Here is a 15842-nt window from a genome sequence, read left to right on the forward strand (position 1 = left end):
GCGTAACGCGTTGACTATACTGACAGGCAGATTAGGTTGCGCCCAACTTAGAGAGAGAGTTTTTCATGTCTTCATCTTGGAATAACAAGCGGCCCATGTCGCCGCATTTGCAAGTTTGGCGTTGGCACGCCTCCATGGCGTCCTCCATTCTTCATCGCGCAACGACGATTGTGAGTTATGTCGCGCTGTTTCTTGTCGCAATTGGACTTTTATGTCTTTCGGCATCCGGCTCTCTGCCGCTTGAAGGCTTGATCTTCAGTCCACTCGGCGCGATCGGCCTTTTCATTTTTGTCTTTTCGTTTATTTTTGTGGGCTTGGCGCAGCTCAGACACGCAATTTGGGATACGGGAGCGATGCTCGAGCCCAAATTGAATAATACACTGTCTTACGTAATGATTGCTCTCGCGGTGGTGGTTGCGTTGTTGGTGACAATTGTCGGATCGGGAGTGCTGTCGTGAGTACAAAAAATTCTACAGATACATCAAATATTCGAACACCCGACGCTCCTGGTTACACGGCCAAACATGTCGGAAAAGGGCATGGAACCACGCACCATAAAATTCGGGGTTTCACAGGCTGGGGTTTAATCATTGGATTGCCCTTTGCAATTTGGTCAGCAGTTTCCGCCATTGGCGGAGGATCAGACGGTTTCGCTGCCTGGCTTTCTAGCCCGATTGGTGGCTTGGGCTTTCTCGCCTTTGCCACGGCGGCCATCTGGTACTGTAAGTTGGAAATGGACGAAGTGATTCTCGATTATTTCGAGGGTGGTGTGCGCACATTCGGCTTGATTAAGAACAAGATCGTCGCTGGCCTTATCTGGCTCGCCATCGCTTATGCTGTCCTCAAACTTGCCTTTTTGGGCTAAAAGTTAAAAAATTAGGAAAGTCGATATGACTGCCAAAAAAACACAATGGATTGATCACACTTACGACGTTGTCGTAGTCGGGGCAGGTGGCTCCGGTCTCCGCGCGACGCTTGGCGCCGCTCAAGCTGGCCTGAAAACAGCCTGCGTCACCAAGGTTTTCCCAACCCGATCTCACACAGTTGCGGCCCAAGGCGGCATTGCCGCGTCACTCGGAAATATGGGTGACGATGACTGGCGCTGGCACATGTATGACACGGTCAAAGGCTCTGACTGGCTCGGTGACCAGGATTCTATCGAATATCTTTGCCGGGAAGCGCCTAAGGCGGTTTATGAGCTGGAACATTGGGGTATGCCGTTTTCGCGAACCGAAGAAGGCAAGATTTACCAGCGTCCCTTTGGCGGTATGATGCAGAATATGGGCAAAGGCCCGGAAGCCCAGCGCACCTGCGCGGCGGCAGACCGGACGGGTCATGCCATGCTTCACACGCTTTACGGCCAATCTCTTCGCAATGACGCCGAATTTTTTATCGAATATTTTGCGCTCGACCTGATTATGGAAGACGGCGAATGCCGGGGTCTCACAGCCTGGAAACTGGATGACGGCACACTTCACCGTTTCCGCGCGCAAACGGTTATCCTCGCCACGGGCGGCTATGGCCGGGTGTTCTTCTCTGCGACCTCTGCCCACACTTGTACAGGCGATGGTAACGCGATGGTGCTTCGCGCCGGACTTCCGGTGCAGGATATGGAATTTGTTCAATTCCATCCGACCGGCATTTACGGGGCAGGGTGCTTGATTACCGAAGGCTCTCGCGGCGAGGGGGGTTATCTCACCAATTCAGAAGGCGAGCGTTTTATGGAGCGATATGCGCCCTCGGCCAAGGATCTGGCGTCACGAGATGTCGTTTCCCGCGCCATGACGATCGAAATCCGGGAAGGCCGCGGCGTTGGCCCGAATAAAGACCATATCTTCCTTCACCTAGACCATCTCGATCCTGCTGTTCTTGCGGAACGTCTGCCAGGCATTTCCGAAACTGCCAAGATTTTCGCAGGCGTAGATGTCACCAAAGAACCTATCCCGGTATTGCCGACCTGCCATTACAATATGGGCGGCGTTCAAACCAATTTCCACGGCGAAGTCCTGACGAAAAAAGGCAAGAACCCCGACAGTGTTGTTAAAGGCCTCATGGCGGTCGGCGAAGCGGCTTGCGTTTCTGTTCACGGCGCAAACCGTCTTGGCTCTAACAGCTTGATTGATTTGGTCGTCTTTGGCCGCGCCGCTGGTATGCGTTGCGGCGAAATCTTGGAAGCCAATGCTGAGCAAAAACCTCTGCCCGCCAATGCAGGTGAGGAGGCTGTCGCCCGTCTGGAAAAATACAAAAACGCCAATGGCAAAACTTCGACTGCAGACCTACGCCTGCGTATGCAAAAGGCCATGCAGGAACACTGCGCGGTTTTCAGAACCGAGGAGAGCCTCAGCGAGGGCGTGAAAAAGGTAGAATCCATCGCGGCGGATATGGCTGATATTTCTGTCACGGATAAGACCATGGTCTGGAATACGGACCTTATGGAAGCACTTGAGCTCGACAATCTCATCGGCCAAGCCCGCGTAACAATTGCCTCCGCCGACAACCGCAAGGAAAGCCGCGGCGCTCACGCGCATGAGGATTATCCGGACCGGAATGACGGTGAGTGGATGAAACACACTCTGGCATGGTATGATTACGGGAAAAACAAGGTCAAAATCGACTATCGCCCCGTTCACGATTACACCATGACCGATGGAATTGATTATATTGAGCCGAAAAAGCGCGTTTACTAATCAAATGCAAAACTATTGAAAAAGCGGGTCTTGGACCCGCTTTTTTTATGCTTCATAAGGGGACGTACTCTGCAAAATAAGTTGGAAAATATGAAAACAATAACCGTTACGCGTGATACTGAAAATTCTTCTGTTGCGATTATTACCCTCAATCGCCCGGAGCAGATGAACAGCTTCAATGTTGAAATGTGTGATGAATTGATTTCCGCTTACTCTGATCTGGATACCGACACTTCCGTTAGGGTGATTATTGTGACGGGCGCCGGGCGAGCCTTTTGCGCTGGCGCAGATATTTCCCAAGGGTTTGAGTCGGTCGGCGGGGTAAATTACCATGAAGGCGTTGCGCGGGATAAGGGCGGCGAACTCGTGCTCTCTATGTTCGAATGCGACACCCCAATTATTGGCGCCATAAACGGCGCAGCCGTCGGTATTGGGGCGACAATGCTTCTTCCAATGGACCTTCGAATTGCGTCAGTAAAGTCAAAGTTTGCCTTCCCATTTGCGCGGCGCGGAATTGTTTTTGACGGGGCTTCAAGTTGGTTCCTGCCAAGGCTCGTCGGATTTGCCAAAGCCAATGAATGGGCGCTCAAGGCGAGCATATTAAAGGCTGATGAAGTCTTGAAAGCCGGACTTGTCAGCGAGCTAAAAGAACCGGAAGAGGTGCTCCCATATAGCTTGGAAATCGCTCGGGATATTGCTCAAAACTGTTCTCCGACTTCCACCATCCAAAATAAGCGTCTCTTGAGGGAGTCTATGATGGGGTTCGGCGCGCTGGACGCCGCGCCGTTTAAAGCGCATATGAAAGAGAGCGCTTTATTGGAAAAGGCGTTTGTCAGTGAGGATTGCCGAGAGGGCGTCACGGCCTTTTTCGAAAAGCGGGCCCCTGAGTTCAAGGATTACCAAAACGACTAAGGACAGATTATGACTCTCAATCGCCGCCACATTCTCCTCACGCTTCCCGCTTTGGGACTTACCGCCTGTGAAACCTTTGATCCTTCTATTCTGAACGGCGTTATCAATTCAGGTGCTTTGTCACAGGGCGAAGCCGCTGCTGGCATCCGGGCGGCTTTGAATAACGGGATTGGCTCTGCGATTAGCACGGTCGGCCGCGAGGGCGGGTTTTTGAATAATGGCCGGATTCGAATTCCGTTGCCCCAAAGATTGCAGGACGTCCAAAGTGTGCTTCAGCCCCTCGGGGCAGGCAGATTGCTCGCGGAGCTGCAAACACAGCTTAATCGCGGGGCGGAAAAAGCCGCGCCCGTGGCCAAGGATATTTTCATTGATGCGGTGGCCGACCTTTCTATTCAGGACGCCATCGGGATTGTCCGCGGCCCGGATAATGCGGCGACGCAATATTTACAGGGGAAGACAACCGACCGCCTGACAAGACTGTTTACGCCGATTATGAGCAATGCCCTTCAGCAAACCGGAGCGTTGCAACTGGTTGATCAGGTCTCTGCCCAACTTGACTCCGTGCCTTTTGCAACCGGGCTCGGCGCAAATGCAAAATCTGATCTTGTTGGTCACGGCGTGAACTATGGTCTGGACGGGGTGTTTACTTATATCGGGGACGAAGAAAAAGCGATCCGTGAAAACCCGGCCAAACGCACGAGCGAAATCTTGCGCCGCGTTTTCGGGGCCTACTCTGCCTAGCGAGGCGATTGCGAGGGCGGAATTTGCTGAAAACGTCACCAATTGTGTCAAGATTATGATTTTTTTAGGTTTTCTGCAAAAATCATTTCACAAGAGCCAAGAAATCCTCTTATTAATTTGTTAAGATATAATTAGGCCGCAACGGGATTGTCGGGACCGAAATATCTCAATTTTGAACTCAAAAGGGGAGTTTATGCCGAAAGAGGGATCGGTTTTTACTGAAATGTTCGATTTGGAAATATCCGAGGACGAGATTTCGCAACCGCCTTGTTTTGAGGGGGCAGAGTTTGTCTGCGGCGCTTTGCAAGAGTCGGAAAGCGCCCCTCTGCGCGAAAGAAAATCTATACAGACGGATGTGGCTGACACATTGAATTGCCGTGTGGAAGCTCTTTCGTTTTTGTGGGCTCAACCCATTAGAGGCGCGGAAATACTCGATTGCGAAATTCCAGATTTCCGGGAAGTCAGCCTTGATCCAAGCCTTTTAACTTTGGCAGCGGAATAAGCCCCTTTAAACCGCCCTTTTTCGACTAGATGCGTCAAAATGAATGCGGAACATAACAGCTTTTCCCTTCGTTTTTGAAATAATTCTGTTTATAAGACAGGTTCAAAATCTAAAGAAAACCAAGGTAAATCATGGTTCAGTTAGCTCTGCCAAAAAATTCCAAAATTCGCAAAGGCAAAGACTGGCCTGCGAAAGCTGGCGCCACACGCCTTAAGACGTTCAAAATCTATCGCTATGATCCCTCAGATGGCGGCACGCCATATTGGGATACCTACCAGATTGATCTGGATGAATGCGGCCCGATGGTCCTGGACGCGCTGTTCAAAATTAAAAACGAAATCGATTCAACGCTCGCTTTCCGCCGCTCTTGCCGCGAGGGCGTTTGCGGCTCCTGCGCCATGACGATTGGCGGTCGTAATACGCTGGCCTGTACGAAGGGTATCGATGAAGTCGGAGGCGGGGATACGATCACAATCTCTCCTTTGCCGCACCTTCCTGTTGTTCGTGACCTCGTGCCGGACCTTTCCAATTTCTATAAGCAATATGCCTCTATCGAGCCTTGGCTGCATACGTCCACGCCTCTGCCGACTGAGGAAATCAAGCAGAGCCCGGAAGACCGGGATAAGCTGGACGGATATTACGAATGTATTCTTTGCGCGTCTTGCTCAACGGCTTGCCCGTCTTATTGGTGGAATGGTGACCGGTATCTCGGCCCAGCCGCGCTCCTTCAGGCCTACCGCTGGCTCGCGGATAGCCGTGACGATGCCGATGATGAACGTCTTGATAATCTAGAGGACCCCTTCAAACTCTATCGTTGCCACACCATCATGAACTGCGCGAATGTCTGCCCTAAAGGCCTAAACCCGGCCAAAGCCATTGCCGAAGTGAAAAAAATGATGGTCGAGCGGGCGTAAGCCCCGGCCCGTCGGTCGGAACCCAACTTTACAAATATAAAAAAAGCCCCGCGTAAGCAGGGCTTTTTTATTTGCACGTAGTGAGCGTTATTTCTTTCCCGCTTTAATGCCTTCAACGATAAGTTCCCCGGCCTTTTCAGCGTCTTCCCAGCCCAAAACCTTAACCCATTTTTCTTTTTCCAAGTCTTTATAATGGTTAAAGAAATGCGGGATACGATCCTGAAGAACTTGTGGTAAGTCCGTATAGCTTTGGATCTTATCATAGTAAGGCGTCAGTTTGCCGTGAGGTACGGCGACAATTTTTTCGTCTATACCGGCTTCATCTTCCATCATGAGAACGCCGACGGGACGGGCGCGGACCACGCAGCCCGGCATTAGGGCGCGTTGACCCACAACCAAAACGTCGGTCGGGTCGCCGTCATTTGACAGGGTATGCGGGATGAAGCCGTAATTACACGGGTAGCGCATAGACGTGTACAGGAACCGATCAACAAACATGGCGCCGGAGGCCTTGTCCATTTCATACTTGATAGGTTCGCCGCCCAGCGGGACTTCGATGATCACGTTGATATCAAAAGGCGGGTTTTCTCCGGCTTTGATTTTGTTCATTTCCATGGGGTTTGATTCCTCAGTTGGTTTTGCCTGCGCCTCTTAGCGTGCTTGTGTATTGTTGCAAGCCTTATGCTGTCGAAATAACCGCCCAAGCGCCGGAGGCAATCATGATAATCCCAATGAGGACATTAAATGTGCGCGCCGCCCTTTGGCTTTTTAAAATGCGTTTGATCACCAAAGCTCCAGCGGCGTAAACGGAAAGTCCGAACATTTCCAAACAGGTGATAGTGACGAGCATGATAGCAAATTGCGGCCCCAAATGCGTGTCGGCCTGAAAGAACTGCGGCAGTAACATGCCGAAATAGACGACAGGCATAGGGGATGTCGCTTGGAGCAAGACGCCTTTGCCATAAAGGCGGGAGCGCCGCGGCGCGTCATCGGCAGAAACGTCCAGATTAGGGAGCGGCCCGAACATGGTGGCTAGCCCCATATAAAGCAGCACCGCTAGTCCGATGAGCTTCAGCGCCAATGTGGCGGTCGGATATAGCTCAAACAAGACGGCAGTGCCGGACGCGGCCAAGACGAGCCACATCACATTGGCCGAGGCGACGCCCATCGCTGGTAATAAAGCGGGCTTGAATCCGTATCGAAAAGAAGAGGCAAGCACGAGCATTACCGCCGGACCGGGAGTTAAGCCGCCGACAAAAAATAGCGCCACCAATGCAAACCAAACATCCAGAGCCATTATAAGAGCCGTTCTTTCTCTTAAAGTGAAAGAACGGCTCTTGGTAAATTTAAGGGCAAATGTAAATGCGTTGCGGCTATATTGACTGTCTCATTCGAAAAGGGTGTGATAGCGCATGGCCATGACGGAAGACGAACATTCCCAGGTGAAATTTAAAACACAAACTGATGCGCCTCTGAAGGGCTTGTTGGATCGTGTTGAGGACATTTCCGGCGGACAGACGGTGGACCTGAAAACCGTTATAGAAGCATTGGGGAACCGGTCGTTCGGCCCGGTATTACTGCTTTGCGGACTATTCCTTTTAACGCCTCTCGGTATGTTGCCAGGGGTGCCCATGGCTCTGGGCGTTATCATTATACTGTTTTCCGCCCAACTATTATTTCGTAAATCTCACCCTTGGATGCCGAAATTCCTGCGCCGCGTTAAGGTCACAGCGAAAAGCCTGGAGAAAGCCAGAAAGTTTGCCGGGCCTTGGCTCGACCGAATTGATAATGTGGTGAGACCAAGGCTGCAATGGGCGGCGCGGGGGCCAATGCTGGTGGTAACGGCATTAGTCGCCATTTTGCTGGCGGTAACGATGCTCCCTCTTGGCGCCGTGCCTTTTGGCGTTGTTGTCCCGGGCTTTATCATCGGTCTCATGGGTCTCGGCATCACAGGCCGTGACGGCGTATTCATTTTACTGGGACTCGTGCTGAGTTTCGCCGTTCTAGTTATGATCTTCCAGATGGTGCTGTAAGGGTCAGGCTCTTTTTGAGAGTAGGCGGGGCTTAGCCTCTTCAGGTTTAAAGGACTGCTGGGTGACCGTTTCAATCGCCGCCATTAGGTCTTTCGATCTCACCGGCTTTGTCAGGAACATATCGATACCGGCCGCTATACAAGCCGATTGATTCTCGGAGGCAGCGTCGGCGGTCAAAGCGATGATAGGTATATCCGACCAAGTCTGCCCTCCGGCTCTGATGCGGCGGGTCGTTTCTATTCCGTCCATTCCCGGCATATGAATATCCATCAGAACGAAATCGAAACGTTGCGTTTGTAGTACATTCAGCGCCTTCTCTCCGCTTTCGACAGGAACATATTGAATCCCGGCTGCGTCAAGCATCACGGCGATCACATCCTGATTGGAGCTTAGGTCTTCCACAATCAAAGCGCGGCTCTGGCGTGGTCCTTCGGCCTCGGTGTTGTCGGCGGCGAGGGTCGGCTCCAAAAGGAATGTAGGCCCCGCTGGTTTCATAGGCGGCGTGGCAGGAGGCGTCACTTCAGCCGCTTCAAAGTCTGTTTCCATGACAGGTATTTCAAGTTGCGCGCTCGGTTTCGCCTTGAATGTCAAGGTGAACTCAGACCCGCGGCCCTCTTTAGATTTCAGGGTAATATCTCCGTCCATCATTCGGGCCAGCATCCGGGAAATAGCGAGCCGGAGACCGGAGCCGCCATGCTTGCGCGTCATGGACGTGTCGGCCTGAAGAAACGGCGTAAAGAGTTTTGCTTGCACTTCTTCGCTTATGCCCTGTCCGGTATCCGCGACAATCACTGTGATTTCACTTTGGCCGGTTTTCCTGTCGGCTTCCTCCGTGACGTGAAGGTGAATCCGGCCTTCCGTTGTGAATTTCAACGCGTTGCAAAGAAGGGTGTTAACGCATTTTCCGACGCGCTCAGGATCGAGGTCAAATGTTTGGCCGCATTCCGGCGCAATGTAAGATGTAAAGATGATCCCTTTCTCAGCCGAGCGGCGCTCCATACAGGCCAGATCTCTCTCGATTAGCGCTTTCAGGTCTGTCGGCTCGGGAGCCAATTCCAACTTTCCGGCTTCCAGTCTCGACATGTCGATGATATTTTCAATTAGCGAGAAGAGAATATTGCCCGAGGTTAGGATAATGTCTCCGCGCTGGCGCACCTCTTCGGTCGGGCCGGAAGTCGCCAAGACATCGGCAAGGCCGATGATGCCGTTCAACGGCGTGCGTAGTTCGTGGCTGACCATTCCCAAAAATTCGGTTTTCATCCGATCTGCGCTCTCGGCTTCACGGGACTTAATTGCCAGAAGCTTGGCAAGCTTATCGCGATGCCGGGCAAATAGTAGCGCGCAAATTCCGGTTAGGCCAATTAAGAGCATAAATGCAATCAGCAGCTTGTTAATGCGCTGTTGTTGATCGAGCTTTGTCTGGATAAGGGCCGCTTCGCGCTGCAAAGCCGCTTCGCGCTCCGCCTGTCTTTCACTCGAATTCTCTAACTCCGCAAGCATTTCCATCGTGTCACGATTGGTTGCTTTGAGGATTTGTGTGACTTTGCGGTCATATTTCTGATTTAATAAGGAGAGGGCTTTTTCTAAATTTCCTTCTTTTAATGCAATGAGAGCATTTGCGTAGGAGACCGTTGCGTCATTTGAATTCAATTGATTTTCCATCGAATCCAGAAGACTTTTTGCTTTTTGAGTTTCACCTAATCCGGCATATGCGGTGGCTAACTGGATAGAAGCAATACGTTTGATTGAATCAATTTTTGCTTCGTCTAAGCTTTCTAGGGCTGCAATTTTTGCATCTTCATAATTCCCAGTATCATTATTTACTCGAGCAATATGGGTGCTGGATAGACCGGGCGTTGTTGACCCGAACTTAATTTCGAGCCTTTTCAGGGTTTTCGCTAGTTCTAATCGCGTTTCATAATCTCGCCATTCCGTTAGCGAAAACATTAAATTATTTATGAGTTCAATGCCGTCAATCGGTTGTCCTGTCTCCAGTTTTAAATCGATAAGACGCTGGGTGTTATATAAGGCAAGATCCTTGTTCCATGTAATATTTTGAAGGTATGCCAAGAGCTCCAAAGCAAAAATTCGGGATTCTGTCGCTTCAGGAGAAAGGTCGTTGGGAATTATATCAATCGCTTCTTGGGCGGTACGTAAAGCCAAGCCGTTTTTATAAGAAAGTGTATGAACGAAGGATAGAAGTCGTTTGGCGTGAAAACTGACGAGCCAGTCTGATTTATTAGAATAAAAGCCCAGGACTTTCACTAATTCATCGTAATTAGCCCCTAAGTCTTGAAAGTCATAAATTTTAGAGAAGTGTTCAAACACCTCAACTACATTTTGGTCGCGCTCGGAATCATAAGCATCTGCTAGCTCGCGGTAAAAAGAGACAGCTTTTTCGAATCTTTCTCTATTTCCACTGGGAAGCGCCTCTAATATTTGTTTTCTGGCTTCTTCAACCGTCTCTGGCTTGGACAGAGCTTGATCGCTATTTACCTCGACAAGACTTAAGTCTTCAATTTGGCTTGCAATGGAAAGTGCAGAAACGGGTGGTTCATCTGAATCAGGCAGCGCAAATCCAGATCGTGTTCCAGACAGGACGAGAAGCAAGGTCGTCACGAGGACGCCAATTTTTCGTAAGCTCACTGAATTTTGGCAAAACGCCATGTCAATCCCGTCAATATTCAACCTCGGCATACGAACTAAAGATTAAAATTAAGTGGCTAAAATTACGTAATTGAGCTTAGCTTGAGCTACATACATAAAAAAACCCGCCTTGCGGCGGGTCATAAATTCCACATCTGTTAAGATTCTTAGTTTTCGCCGGCACCGCCGATTACGATGGGAAATCCACCTGTGACGACTTCAACTTCTTCAAGAGTAAGCTCACGCATTGATTTTCTCTTTCGTTAAGTGTTCAGAGCACCACCATTGATGCTCTATGTTAAGACATCAGAAACCATGTTGTCTGGCAAGTAAAAATTGCTCTGTTTTAAAACAATCTATGGTTAATGATATGTAAACTACGTAAATTACTAGGAAAGGTTGCAAAAAATCGAGAGAATTTCAGAGAATTTGGTTGAGAACGCAACCTTTTTCAGTTTTTCGTACGTTTTCAGATAGTGACAACGATATCGGAGGCTTTAATAAAAGCGGGGCGATGTGCAACTATGACGCGTGTAATTTCAAGGTTTTGTATCACGCTTACGATCGCTTTTTCCGTTTCCGCATCTAGATTGGCAGTGCCTTCATCGAGAAATAAGACCTTGGGGTTTTGATATAGCGCCCGCGCGAGGAGTAGCCTTTGCTTTTGCCCGCCGGACAAGATAGAGCCCATATCCCCGACGACAGAGAGGTAATTCATCGGTAAGCGCGCAATCGTTTCATGAATTTGCGCTGATTGAGCGGCTCTTTGGACGCGCTCCATATCCATTTCCGGATCGAAGAAACTAATATTATCGGCGATCGTCCCGGAGAGCAGGCGGTCATCTTGCATGACAACCCCGATTTGAGAGCGCCAATTTGTAAAACCGATCTCTGACAGGGACTGACCGTCAATGTTCAGCTCCCCGCTTTCAGGGGCGTAAAGTCCTAGCATTAGCTTCATCAATGTCGTTTTTCCGCCGCCGCTTTTCCCCGTGAGGGTCACCATGTGGCCGGCCGGAATATCAAGAGACCGATTTTCAAGCACCCACGGGTCAGAGTCGGCATAACGGAAGAACACATCTTTCAGTTCAATATGGCCTTTAATATCTGGCGCAGCCTCAATAACGGCGCGCTGAGGCTCTCGCTCTTCGAAAATAATATCGGACAGTCGATCCAGATGGAGCGAGAGCAGGCGAAACTCTATTCCCTTTTGCAAAAGCTGTGAGACGGCATCGGTAAAATACTGCCGATACGCCAAAAAGGCGACGAGCATCCCTAAGGTAAACGCGCTGCCATCTCCCATCATCAAGACCGCTGCCGCCCAGACGACGATAACAATCTGTAGGCCATTGATTAGCGTCTCGGCGAATTTCTGGAGCACCAGAAATTTTCCATATTCGACATTGGCATTAATGAAATCGGTGTAGAGGTTTCGCCAAGCCGCTTCACGCTCGGCCTCGCGCCCGAACAACTTCACGGTTGTATTGGCGCGGATGGACTCGATCACATGGGTGTTCTCGACCGCCTTGGCATAAATAGTTTCTTCTTGGGTGCGGCGCAAATGCGGATAGATGATCAAAGTGGCCGTGATGAGCAGAGCCGCGCTGAGAAGCACGATGGCGAATAGCAGGGGCGAGTAGAAAAACATCACCGCTAGCATCAAGGCGGCCATGACCCCATCAATCAGCACGGAAACTACGGACTGCGTCAGAGCCTCTTGAATAGGTTTGGTGCTGTTCATCCGGCTGATAATGTCGCCGACATGACGTTTCTCGAAATACCGCGTGGGCAGGCGGCTCATATGCCGGAAAACATTCCCGACCATCTGCAAGCTCATTTGGTTGCCGTAAACGAGGATAGCCCAGCCCCGCACGGCTTCACTGACGGCGCGCAGGATAGCGAGACCCCCAAAACCGAGCGCCAATCCCAAAAGCAGTTGATAGTCCCCGCGCGGCAGGGCTCCGTCGACAACCAGTTGGAGGTAAAACGGGCTGACCAAGACGATGAGCTGAAGCACGATCGACAGGCTCAGAGTCTGGAAAATCGCGCGCTTCAAACCGACCAGCCGCGACCATAGCAAGGACAAATGCGGACGGAGGCGCTCATCCTGCGCGCTAAACTCGGCTGTCGGGGAAAGCTCCATCGCCACGCCGGTGAAATGTTTAGAAACTTGAGACAGGCTCATAACCCGCTGACCAATGCCCGGATCTATGATCTTTACCTTGTCCCCTTTAACGGATTTCAGCACAACAAAATGATTAAGGTCCCAGTGCAAAATGGCGGGTGTTTGCAATTTGTGAAGTTGGTCAAGTTCGACCCTGAGCGGCCGAGGCGCGAGATCCAGCGTCGCCGCAATTTTCATCAGACCGCCCAGCGACGTCCCGCTCATAGAGACGAGGTGCCGCCGCCGCAGAATATTTAAATCTATATCGTGACCATGATAGCGGGCAATCATTGCCATGCAGGCCAAGCCGCATTCTGTCACTTCCGTTTGTAAAATAACCGGTAGGGAAGGACGGGAAAACAAACTCATTCGCCTTTCGCCCCGTTAAGTAGCCAAGTCATAAGCCGCACCGGCCCGTCGGCGGTTTGCACTTTCAAACCCAGCAAAAGCCCTATGCCGATAACCGTAAAAACGAGAATGAGCGCCGTTAATATCCAGGTGGTCAAGGGCCCGCGCAGAGCAACTTCGCCGTAAAGCGCCCGCGACCGATTTTCCAAAGCTTCTTTGCGAAACAAATCAGACATGAAACGGGGTTAAGGAATTTGCCATGATTTGGGAAGAGGTCATTTAACGGGATTTGTTAAAAGGTCGGGGGAGCCGAGTTATTTTTCCATCGAATTATTGTGACGTTTGTCAAAAGTCATCACACCGTAAATATACCACGCAATAAAAGCGCCAATAACTAGCCAAGAGATCGGATTTAACCAAGCTTCGACTTTCTCATATTGTGATTTCAAAATATATCCAGCTCCGGTCAGAATGGCTGTCCAGAGCAAAGTGCCAATCGCTGAGTACAAAAGGAAAATGGTGAAATTCATTTTCGCGATTCCTGCCGGAACAGAGATCAGGCTTCTTACTCCCGGTATTAAACGGCCAATAAAGACAGCCCCCTTACCATGGCGGTGAAACCAATTTTCTGCGCGCTCTATATCGGATGGAGCTAAGGCTATCCAACGACCATGTTTGGTGGAAAAAGCTATAAGGCGGTCGCGCCCTAAAACCTGGCCAATATAAAACCAGAACACGGCTCCGGCCAAGGACCCAGCCGAGCCGGCGAAAATAACGGCCCACACCGAGAACTTACCCTGCGCCGCTAAAAACCCGGCCAGCGGCATAACGAGTTCAGACGGGATAGGGGGAAAGACATTTTCGAGAAGCATCAAGAACGCGAGGCCGAAATAGCCGAGATTTTGTATAATCTGTAAAATCCAGTCAAACATAAACATCCCTCTTAAAGCAAATTCTCAGGAGTTATTCGAAACTCTAGCAAGGATGATGAGATTTCCAAGGTTAATTGGCCTTCGAGGGAAATTGTTTTTCAAAGTCAAAGCAAGAACGGACACGCAAAAAAATATAAAGGCGCTAAATATTCATTTTAAACAAATGGAGAATGTAAAAATGGTAGCGAAACCTGAGATAATAAAATCGATAGAGAAGGCGATAGATTATATTTCGGCCTGTTTAGAGGAGGACAACTTTCCGATCCTTGAAGGCGCCGCAAAAGCATCAGGTCTCTCGAAATACCATTTTCACAGAATTTTCAAGCTCGTGAGCGGCGAAACATTTGCTGACATGGTGACGCGATTGCGCCTTGCCAAAGGTCTAGGAACGCTAGCTTCAGAGAAAACAAGTATTACCCAAGCAGCCATGGCGGCGGGATATGGATCGAGTCAGGCTTTTGCAAAAGCCGTAAAGCGAGAAACTGAAATGACAGCTACTGACATCAAGAACGAGCCGGATCGTCTAGCGGCAATCTACCAAACATTATCCAGTTCACCTAAAAATACAGGGCCATTGCGTGTTGGGATTTGTACTCTGGATCCGTTCGCGCTGATTGTGACTGAAACCACGGATAAATATCCAGCTTTAAATGAAGTATATGGTGAGTTATTTGAGACGATGGGGGACCCGTCCAATATAGTTGGGGTCTTGGGCATACCTCACCGTGATATTGAAACTTTTGAAGGGAAGGATTTTACCTTTGATTGCGGCCTGGCGGTGCAGAAAACGCCCTCGGACTTTGGGCCCAATATGTCGGTCAAAAAGCTCTCGGAAGGTATTTATCTCACTATTCGACATCGCGGGTTGGACAGGACACTACCCTCGACATTGGACGTCCTGTACAAAACGGCTCTAGAGCAAACAAACTTAGTTATTTCTGATAGCCCTTGCTTGTTTCATTACATTGACGATCCGGAAGAGGTCGAAGAAGCTCACTGCAGAACAGATATCTATTTGAAGGTAGAGACTTAAACCTCGCCTTCTTTTTCGAGCTCTACCGGACCTGTCATAAGGACATGGTCATCCGCTTCTCGCCAATGAATGTGCAGGACACCTCCGTCAACGACGACGGCAACTTCGCGGCCCGTGCGTTTCTGGCGGTGCGCGGCGACAACGGCCGCGCAGGCGCCTGTGCCGCAGGCCAATGTCATGCCGACGCCGCGTTCCCAAACTTTCAGCCGGATTTTCTCTTTGCTTTCGACTTTCGCAAAGCCGACATTAGTTTGCTCAGGGAAGAGGGGGTAAAACTCGACCATGGGCCCGACCAGCTGCGGCTTAGCGCGCTCAAAATCTTCGACAAAGAAGACGCAGTGCGGGTTGCCCATGCTAACGGCGCCGGGATTATGCAAAATCGGATTGTCTATGGGGCCAATTTTGACGTCGATGTGGTGAGTGTGCATCGGCTCTTTGAGCGGAATTTCTGACCAATCGAGGCGCGGCCGGCCCATATCTACTGCGACCTGGTAGGTGTCTTTCAAGGCGCAGTGAAGCAAATCGGCATTGGTTTCAACGGTGCAGTTTTCCGTTTCGGCGTCGCGCATGAAAAGCCAGGCGATACAGCGCGTGGCATTGCCGCAGGCATTAACTTCAAATCCCTTCTGATTACGGATTTCCATGAAGATATCGGCTTCAGGTGATTTCGGATGACGTATAATGATGAGCTGATCCGCGCCCTTTTTTCCCATGACTTTGCTGCCGGGCGTGCAGATATTGATGACCTGTTCATCAGACAGGGCAAAATCCGGCTGCTGGCGGGCATCGAATACCGCAAAACGGTTTCCCGCGCCGTTCATGATTAAAAACTTCATCCCGCGCATATAGGCGCACTTGCGCTCCGGCGCAATCTGGGCTTTGTTGCCGTAACGCCAAAGTGTTTGGCAATTCAGATACAATATGGGGAGA

Annotated in this window: 16 protein-coding genes; 9 read left to right on the plus strand and 7 right to left on the minus strand. The window is 50.4% G+C overall.

Annotated elements, in window-relative coordinates:
• Positions 1-65 precede the first annotated feature (65 nt).
• From sdhC to ACNA05_RS06785, 7 genes are all read left to right on the plus strand, one after another.
• The gene (sdhC, locus tag ACNA05_RS06755) at positions 66-458 is read left to right on the plus strand and encodes a succinate dehydrogenase, cytochrome b556 subunit (protein ID WP_415810656.1); all 393 of its coding nucleotides are present in this window, start codon (positions 66-68) and stop codon (positions 456-458) included.
• The gene (locus ACNA05_RS06760) at positions 455-865 is read left to right on the plus strand and encodes a succinate dehydrogenase/fumarate reductase transmembrane subunit (protein WP_415810657.1); all 411 of its coding nucleotides are present in this window, start codon (positions 455-457) and stop codon (positions 863-865) included. The genes sdhC and ACNA05_RS06760 overlap by 4 nt, the downstream gene beginning before the upstream one ends.
• 25 nt (positions 866-890) lie before the next feature.
• Positions 891-2687, plus strand: a complete 1797-nt coding sequence (gene sdhA / locus ACNA05_RS06765; RefSeq protein ID WP_415810658.1) for a succinate dehydrogenase flavoprotein subunit — start codon at positions 891-893, stop codon at positions 2685-2687.
• 90 nt (positions 2688-2777) lie between these two features.
• A complete protein-coding gene (locus tag ACNA05_RS06770) occupies positions 2778-3599 on the plus strand; it encodes an enoyl-CoA hydratase-related protein (protein WP_415810659.1) in 822 nt (273 codons plus the stop codon).
• 9 nt (positions 3600-3608) lie between these two features.
• Positions 3609-4340 (plus strand): DUF4197 domain-containing protein, encoded by a 732-nt coding sequence (locus tag ACNA05_RS06775; RefSeq protein WP_415810660.1) that lies wholly within the window; start codon positions 3609-3611, stop codon positions 4338-4340.
• 193 nt (positions 4341-4533) lie between these two features.
• A complete protein-coding gene (locus ACNA05_RS06780) occupies positions 4534-4842 on the plus strand; it encodes a hypothetical protein (protein ID WP_415810661.1) in 309 nt (102 codons plus the stop codon).
• A 131-nt stretch (positions 4843-4973) separates the two neighbouring features.
• Positions 4974-5756, plus strand: coding sequence for a succinate dehydrogenase iron-sulfur subunit (locus tag ACNA05_RS06785; RefSeq protein WP_415810662.1), 783 nt, complete (start codon positions 4974-4976; stop codon positions 5754-5756).
• Positions 5757-5843: 87 nt separating this feature from the next.
• Here ACNA05_RS06785 and ppa read toward each other — a convergent pair whose 3' ends face one another.
• A complete protein-coding gene (gene ppa, locus ACNA05_RS06790; RefSeq protein ID WP_415810663.1) occupies positions 5844-6371 on the minus strand; it encodes an inorganic diphosphatase in 528 nt (175 codons plus the stop codon).
• A 64-nt stretch (positions 6372-6435) separates the two neighbouring features.
• The gene (locus ACNA05_RS06795; RefSeq protein ID WP_415810664.1) at positions 6436-7053 is read right to left on the minus strand and encodes a LysE family translocator; all 618 of its coding nucleotides are present in this window, start codon (positions 7051-7053) and stop codon (positions 6436-6438) included.
• 115 nt (positions 7054-7168) lie between these two features.
• Here ACNA05_RS06795 and ACNA05_RS06800 point away from each other — a divergent pair, with 115 nt between their 5' ends.
• The gene (locus ACNA05_RS06800; protein WP_415810665.1) at positions 7169-7789 is read left to right on the plus strand and encodes an exopolysaccharide biosynthesis protein; all 621 of its coding nucleotides are present in this window, start codon (positions 7169-7171) and stop codon (positions 7787-7789) included.
• Between the two features lie 3 nt (positions 7790-7792).
• Here the strand turns inward: ACNA05_RS06800 and ACNA05_RS06805 are convergent, their stop codons facing one another.
• The 4 genes from ACNA05_RS06805 to ACNA05_RS06820 form a co-directional block, all read right to left on the minus strand.
• Positions 7793-10456: a response regulator gene (locus tag ACNA05_RS06805; protein WP_415810666.1), complete on the minus strand. Its 2664-nt coding sequence runs from the start codon at positions 10454-10456 to the stop codon at positions 7793-7795.
• A 448-nt stretch (positions 10457-10904) separates the two neighbouring features.
• Positions 10905-12968 carry a peptidase domain-containing ABC transporter gene (locus tag ACNA05_RS06810; protein WP_415810667.1) on the minus strand — a complete coding sequence of 688 codons (2064 nt, stop codon included), beginning with the start codon at positions 12966-12968 and terminating at the stop codon, positions 10905-10907.
• A complete protein-coding gene (locus ACNA05_RS06815) occupies positions 12965-13183 on the minus strand; it encodes a hypothetical protein (RefSeq protein WP_415810668.1) in 219 nt (72 codons plus the stop codon). Before ACNA05_RS06815 ends, ACNA05_RS06810 begins: the two co-directional genes overlap by 4 nt.
• 78 nt (positions 13184-13261) lie before the next feature.
• Complete coding sequence (locus tag ACNA05_RS06820) at positions 13262-13879, minus strand: DedA family protein (RefSeq protein WP_415810669.1); 618 nt, start codon at positions 13877-13879, stop codon at positions 13262-13264.
• Between the two features lie 178 nt (positions 13880-14057).
• Here ACNA05_RS06820 and ACNA05_RS06825 point away from each other — a divergent pair, with 178 nt between their 5' ends.
• Complete coding sequence (locus ACNA05_RS06825) at positions 14058-14912, plus strand: AraC family transcriptional regulator (RefSeq protein ID WP_415810670.1); 855 nt, start codon at positions 14058-14060, stop codon at positions 14910-14912.
• Here ACNA05_RS06825 and dapF read toward each other — a convergent pair.
• Positions 14909-15757 carry a diaminopimelate epimerase gene (gene dapF / locus ACNA05_RS06830; protein WP_415810671.1) on the minus strand — a complete coding sequence of 283 codons (849 nt, stop codon included), beginning with the start codon at positions 15755-15757 and terminating at the stop codon, positions 14909-14911. The genes ACNA05_RS06825 and dapF overlap by 4 nt on opposite strands.
• Positions 15758-15842 lie beyond the last annotated feature (85 nt).

The organism is Litorimonas haliclonae (genome assembly GCF_965138505.1).
GTDB lineage: Bacteria > Pseudomonadota > Alphaproteobacteria > Caulobacterales > Maricaulaceae > Litorimonas > Litorimonas haliclonae.

What these genes read in the sequence shown, in the direction of transcription:
- sdhC (WP_415810656.1), top strand. Translation starts at nt 66, where the DNA reads ATGTCTTCATCTTGGAATAACAAGCGGCCCATGTCGCCGCATTTGCAA.
- sdhA (WP_415810658.1), top strand. Translation starts at nt 891, where the DNA reads ATGACTGCCAAAAAAACACAATGGATTGATCACACTTACGACGTTGTC.
- ACNA05_RS06770 (WP_415810659.1), top strand. Translation starts at nt 2,778, where the DNA reads ATGAAAACAATAACCGTTACGCGTGATACTGAAAATTCTTCTGTTGCG.
- ACNA05_RS06775 (WP_415810660.1), top strand. Translation starts at nt 3,609, where the DNA reads ATGACTCTCAATCGCCGCCACATTCTCCTCACGCTTCCCGCTTTGGGA.
- ACNA05_RS06780 (WP_415810661.1), top strand. Translation starts at nt 4,534, where the DNA reads ATGCCGAAAGAGGGATCGGTTTTTACTGAAATGTTCGATTTGGAAATA.
- ACNA05_RS06785 (WP_415810662.1), top strand. Translation starts at nt 4,974, where the DNA reads ATGGTTCAGTTAGCTCTGCCAAAAAATTCCAAAATTCGCAAAGGCAAA.
- ppa (WP_415810663.1), bottom strand. Translation starts at nt 6,371, where the DNA reads ATGGAAATGAACAAAATCAAAGCCGGAGAAAACCCGCCTTTTGATATC.
- ACNA05_RS06795 (WP_415810664.1), bottom strand. Translation starts at nt 7,053, where the DNA reads ATGGCTCTGGATGTTTGGTTTGCATTGGTGGCGCTATTTTTTGTCGGC.
- ACNA05_RS06800 (WP_415810665.1), top strand. Translation starts at nt 7,169, where the DNA reads ATGGCCATGACGGAAGACGAACATTCCCAGGTGAAATTTAAAACACAA.
- ACNA05_RS06805 (WP_415810666.1), bottom strand. Translation starts at nt 10,456, where the DNA reads ATGGCGTTTTGCCAAAATTCAGTGAGCTTACGAAAAATTGGCGTCCTC.
- ACNA05_RS06810 (WP_415810667.1), bottom strand. Translation starts at nt 12,968, where the DNA reads ATGAGTTTGTTTTCCCGTCCTTCCCTACCGGTTATTTTACAAACGGAA.
- ACNA05_RS06815 (WP_415810668.1), bottom strand. Translation starts at nt 13,183, where the DNA reads ATGTCTGATTTGTTTCGCAAAGAAGCTTTGGAAAATCGGTCGCGGGCG.
- ACNA05_RS06820 (WP_415810669.1), bottom strand. Translation starts at nt 13,879, where the DNA reads ATGTTTGACTGGATTTTACAGATTATACAAAATCTCGGCTATTTCGGC.
- ACNA05_RS06825 (WP_415810670.1), top strand. Translation starts at nt 14,058, where the DNA reads ATGGTAGCGAAACCTGAGATAATAAAATCGATAGAGAAGGCGATAGAT.
- dapF (WP_415810671.1), bottom strand. Translation starts at nt 15,757, where the DNA reads ATGCGCGGGATGAAGTTTTTAATCATGAACGGCGCGGGAAACCGTTTT.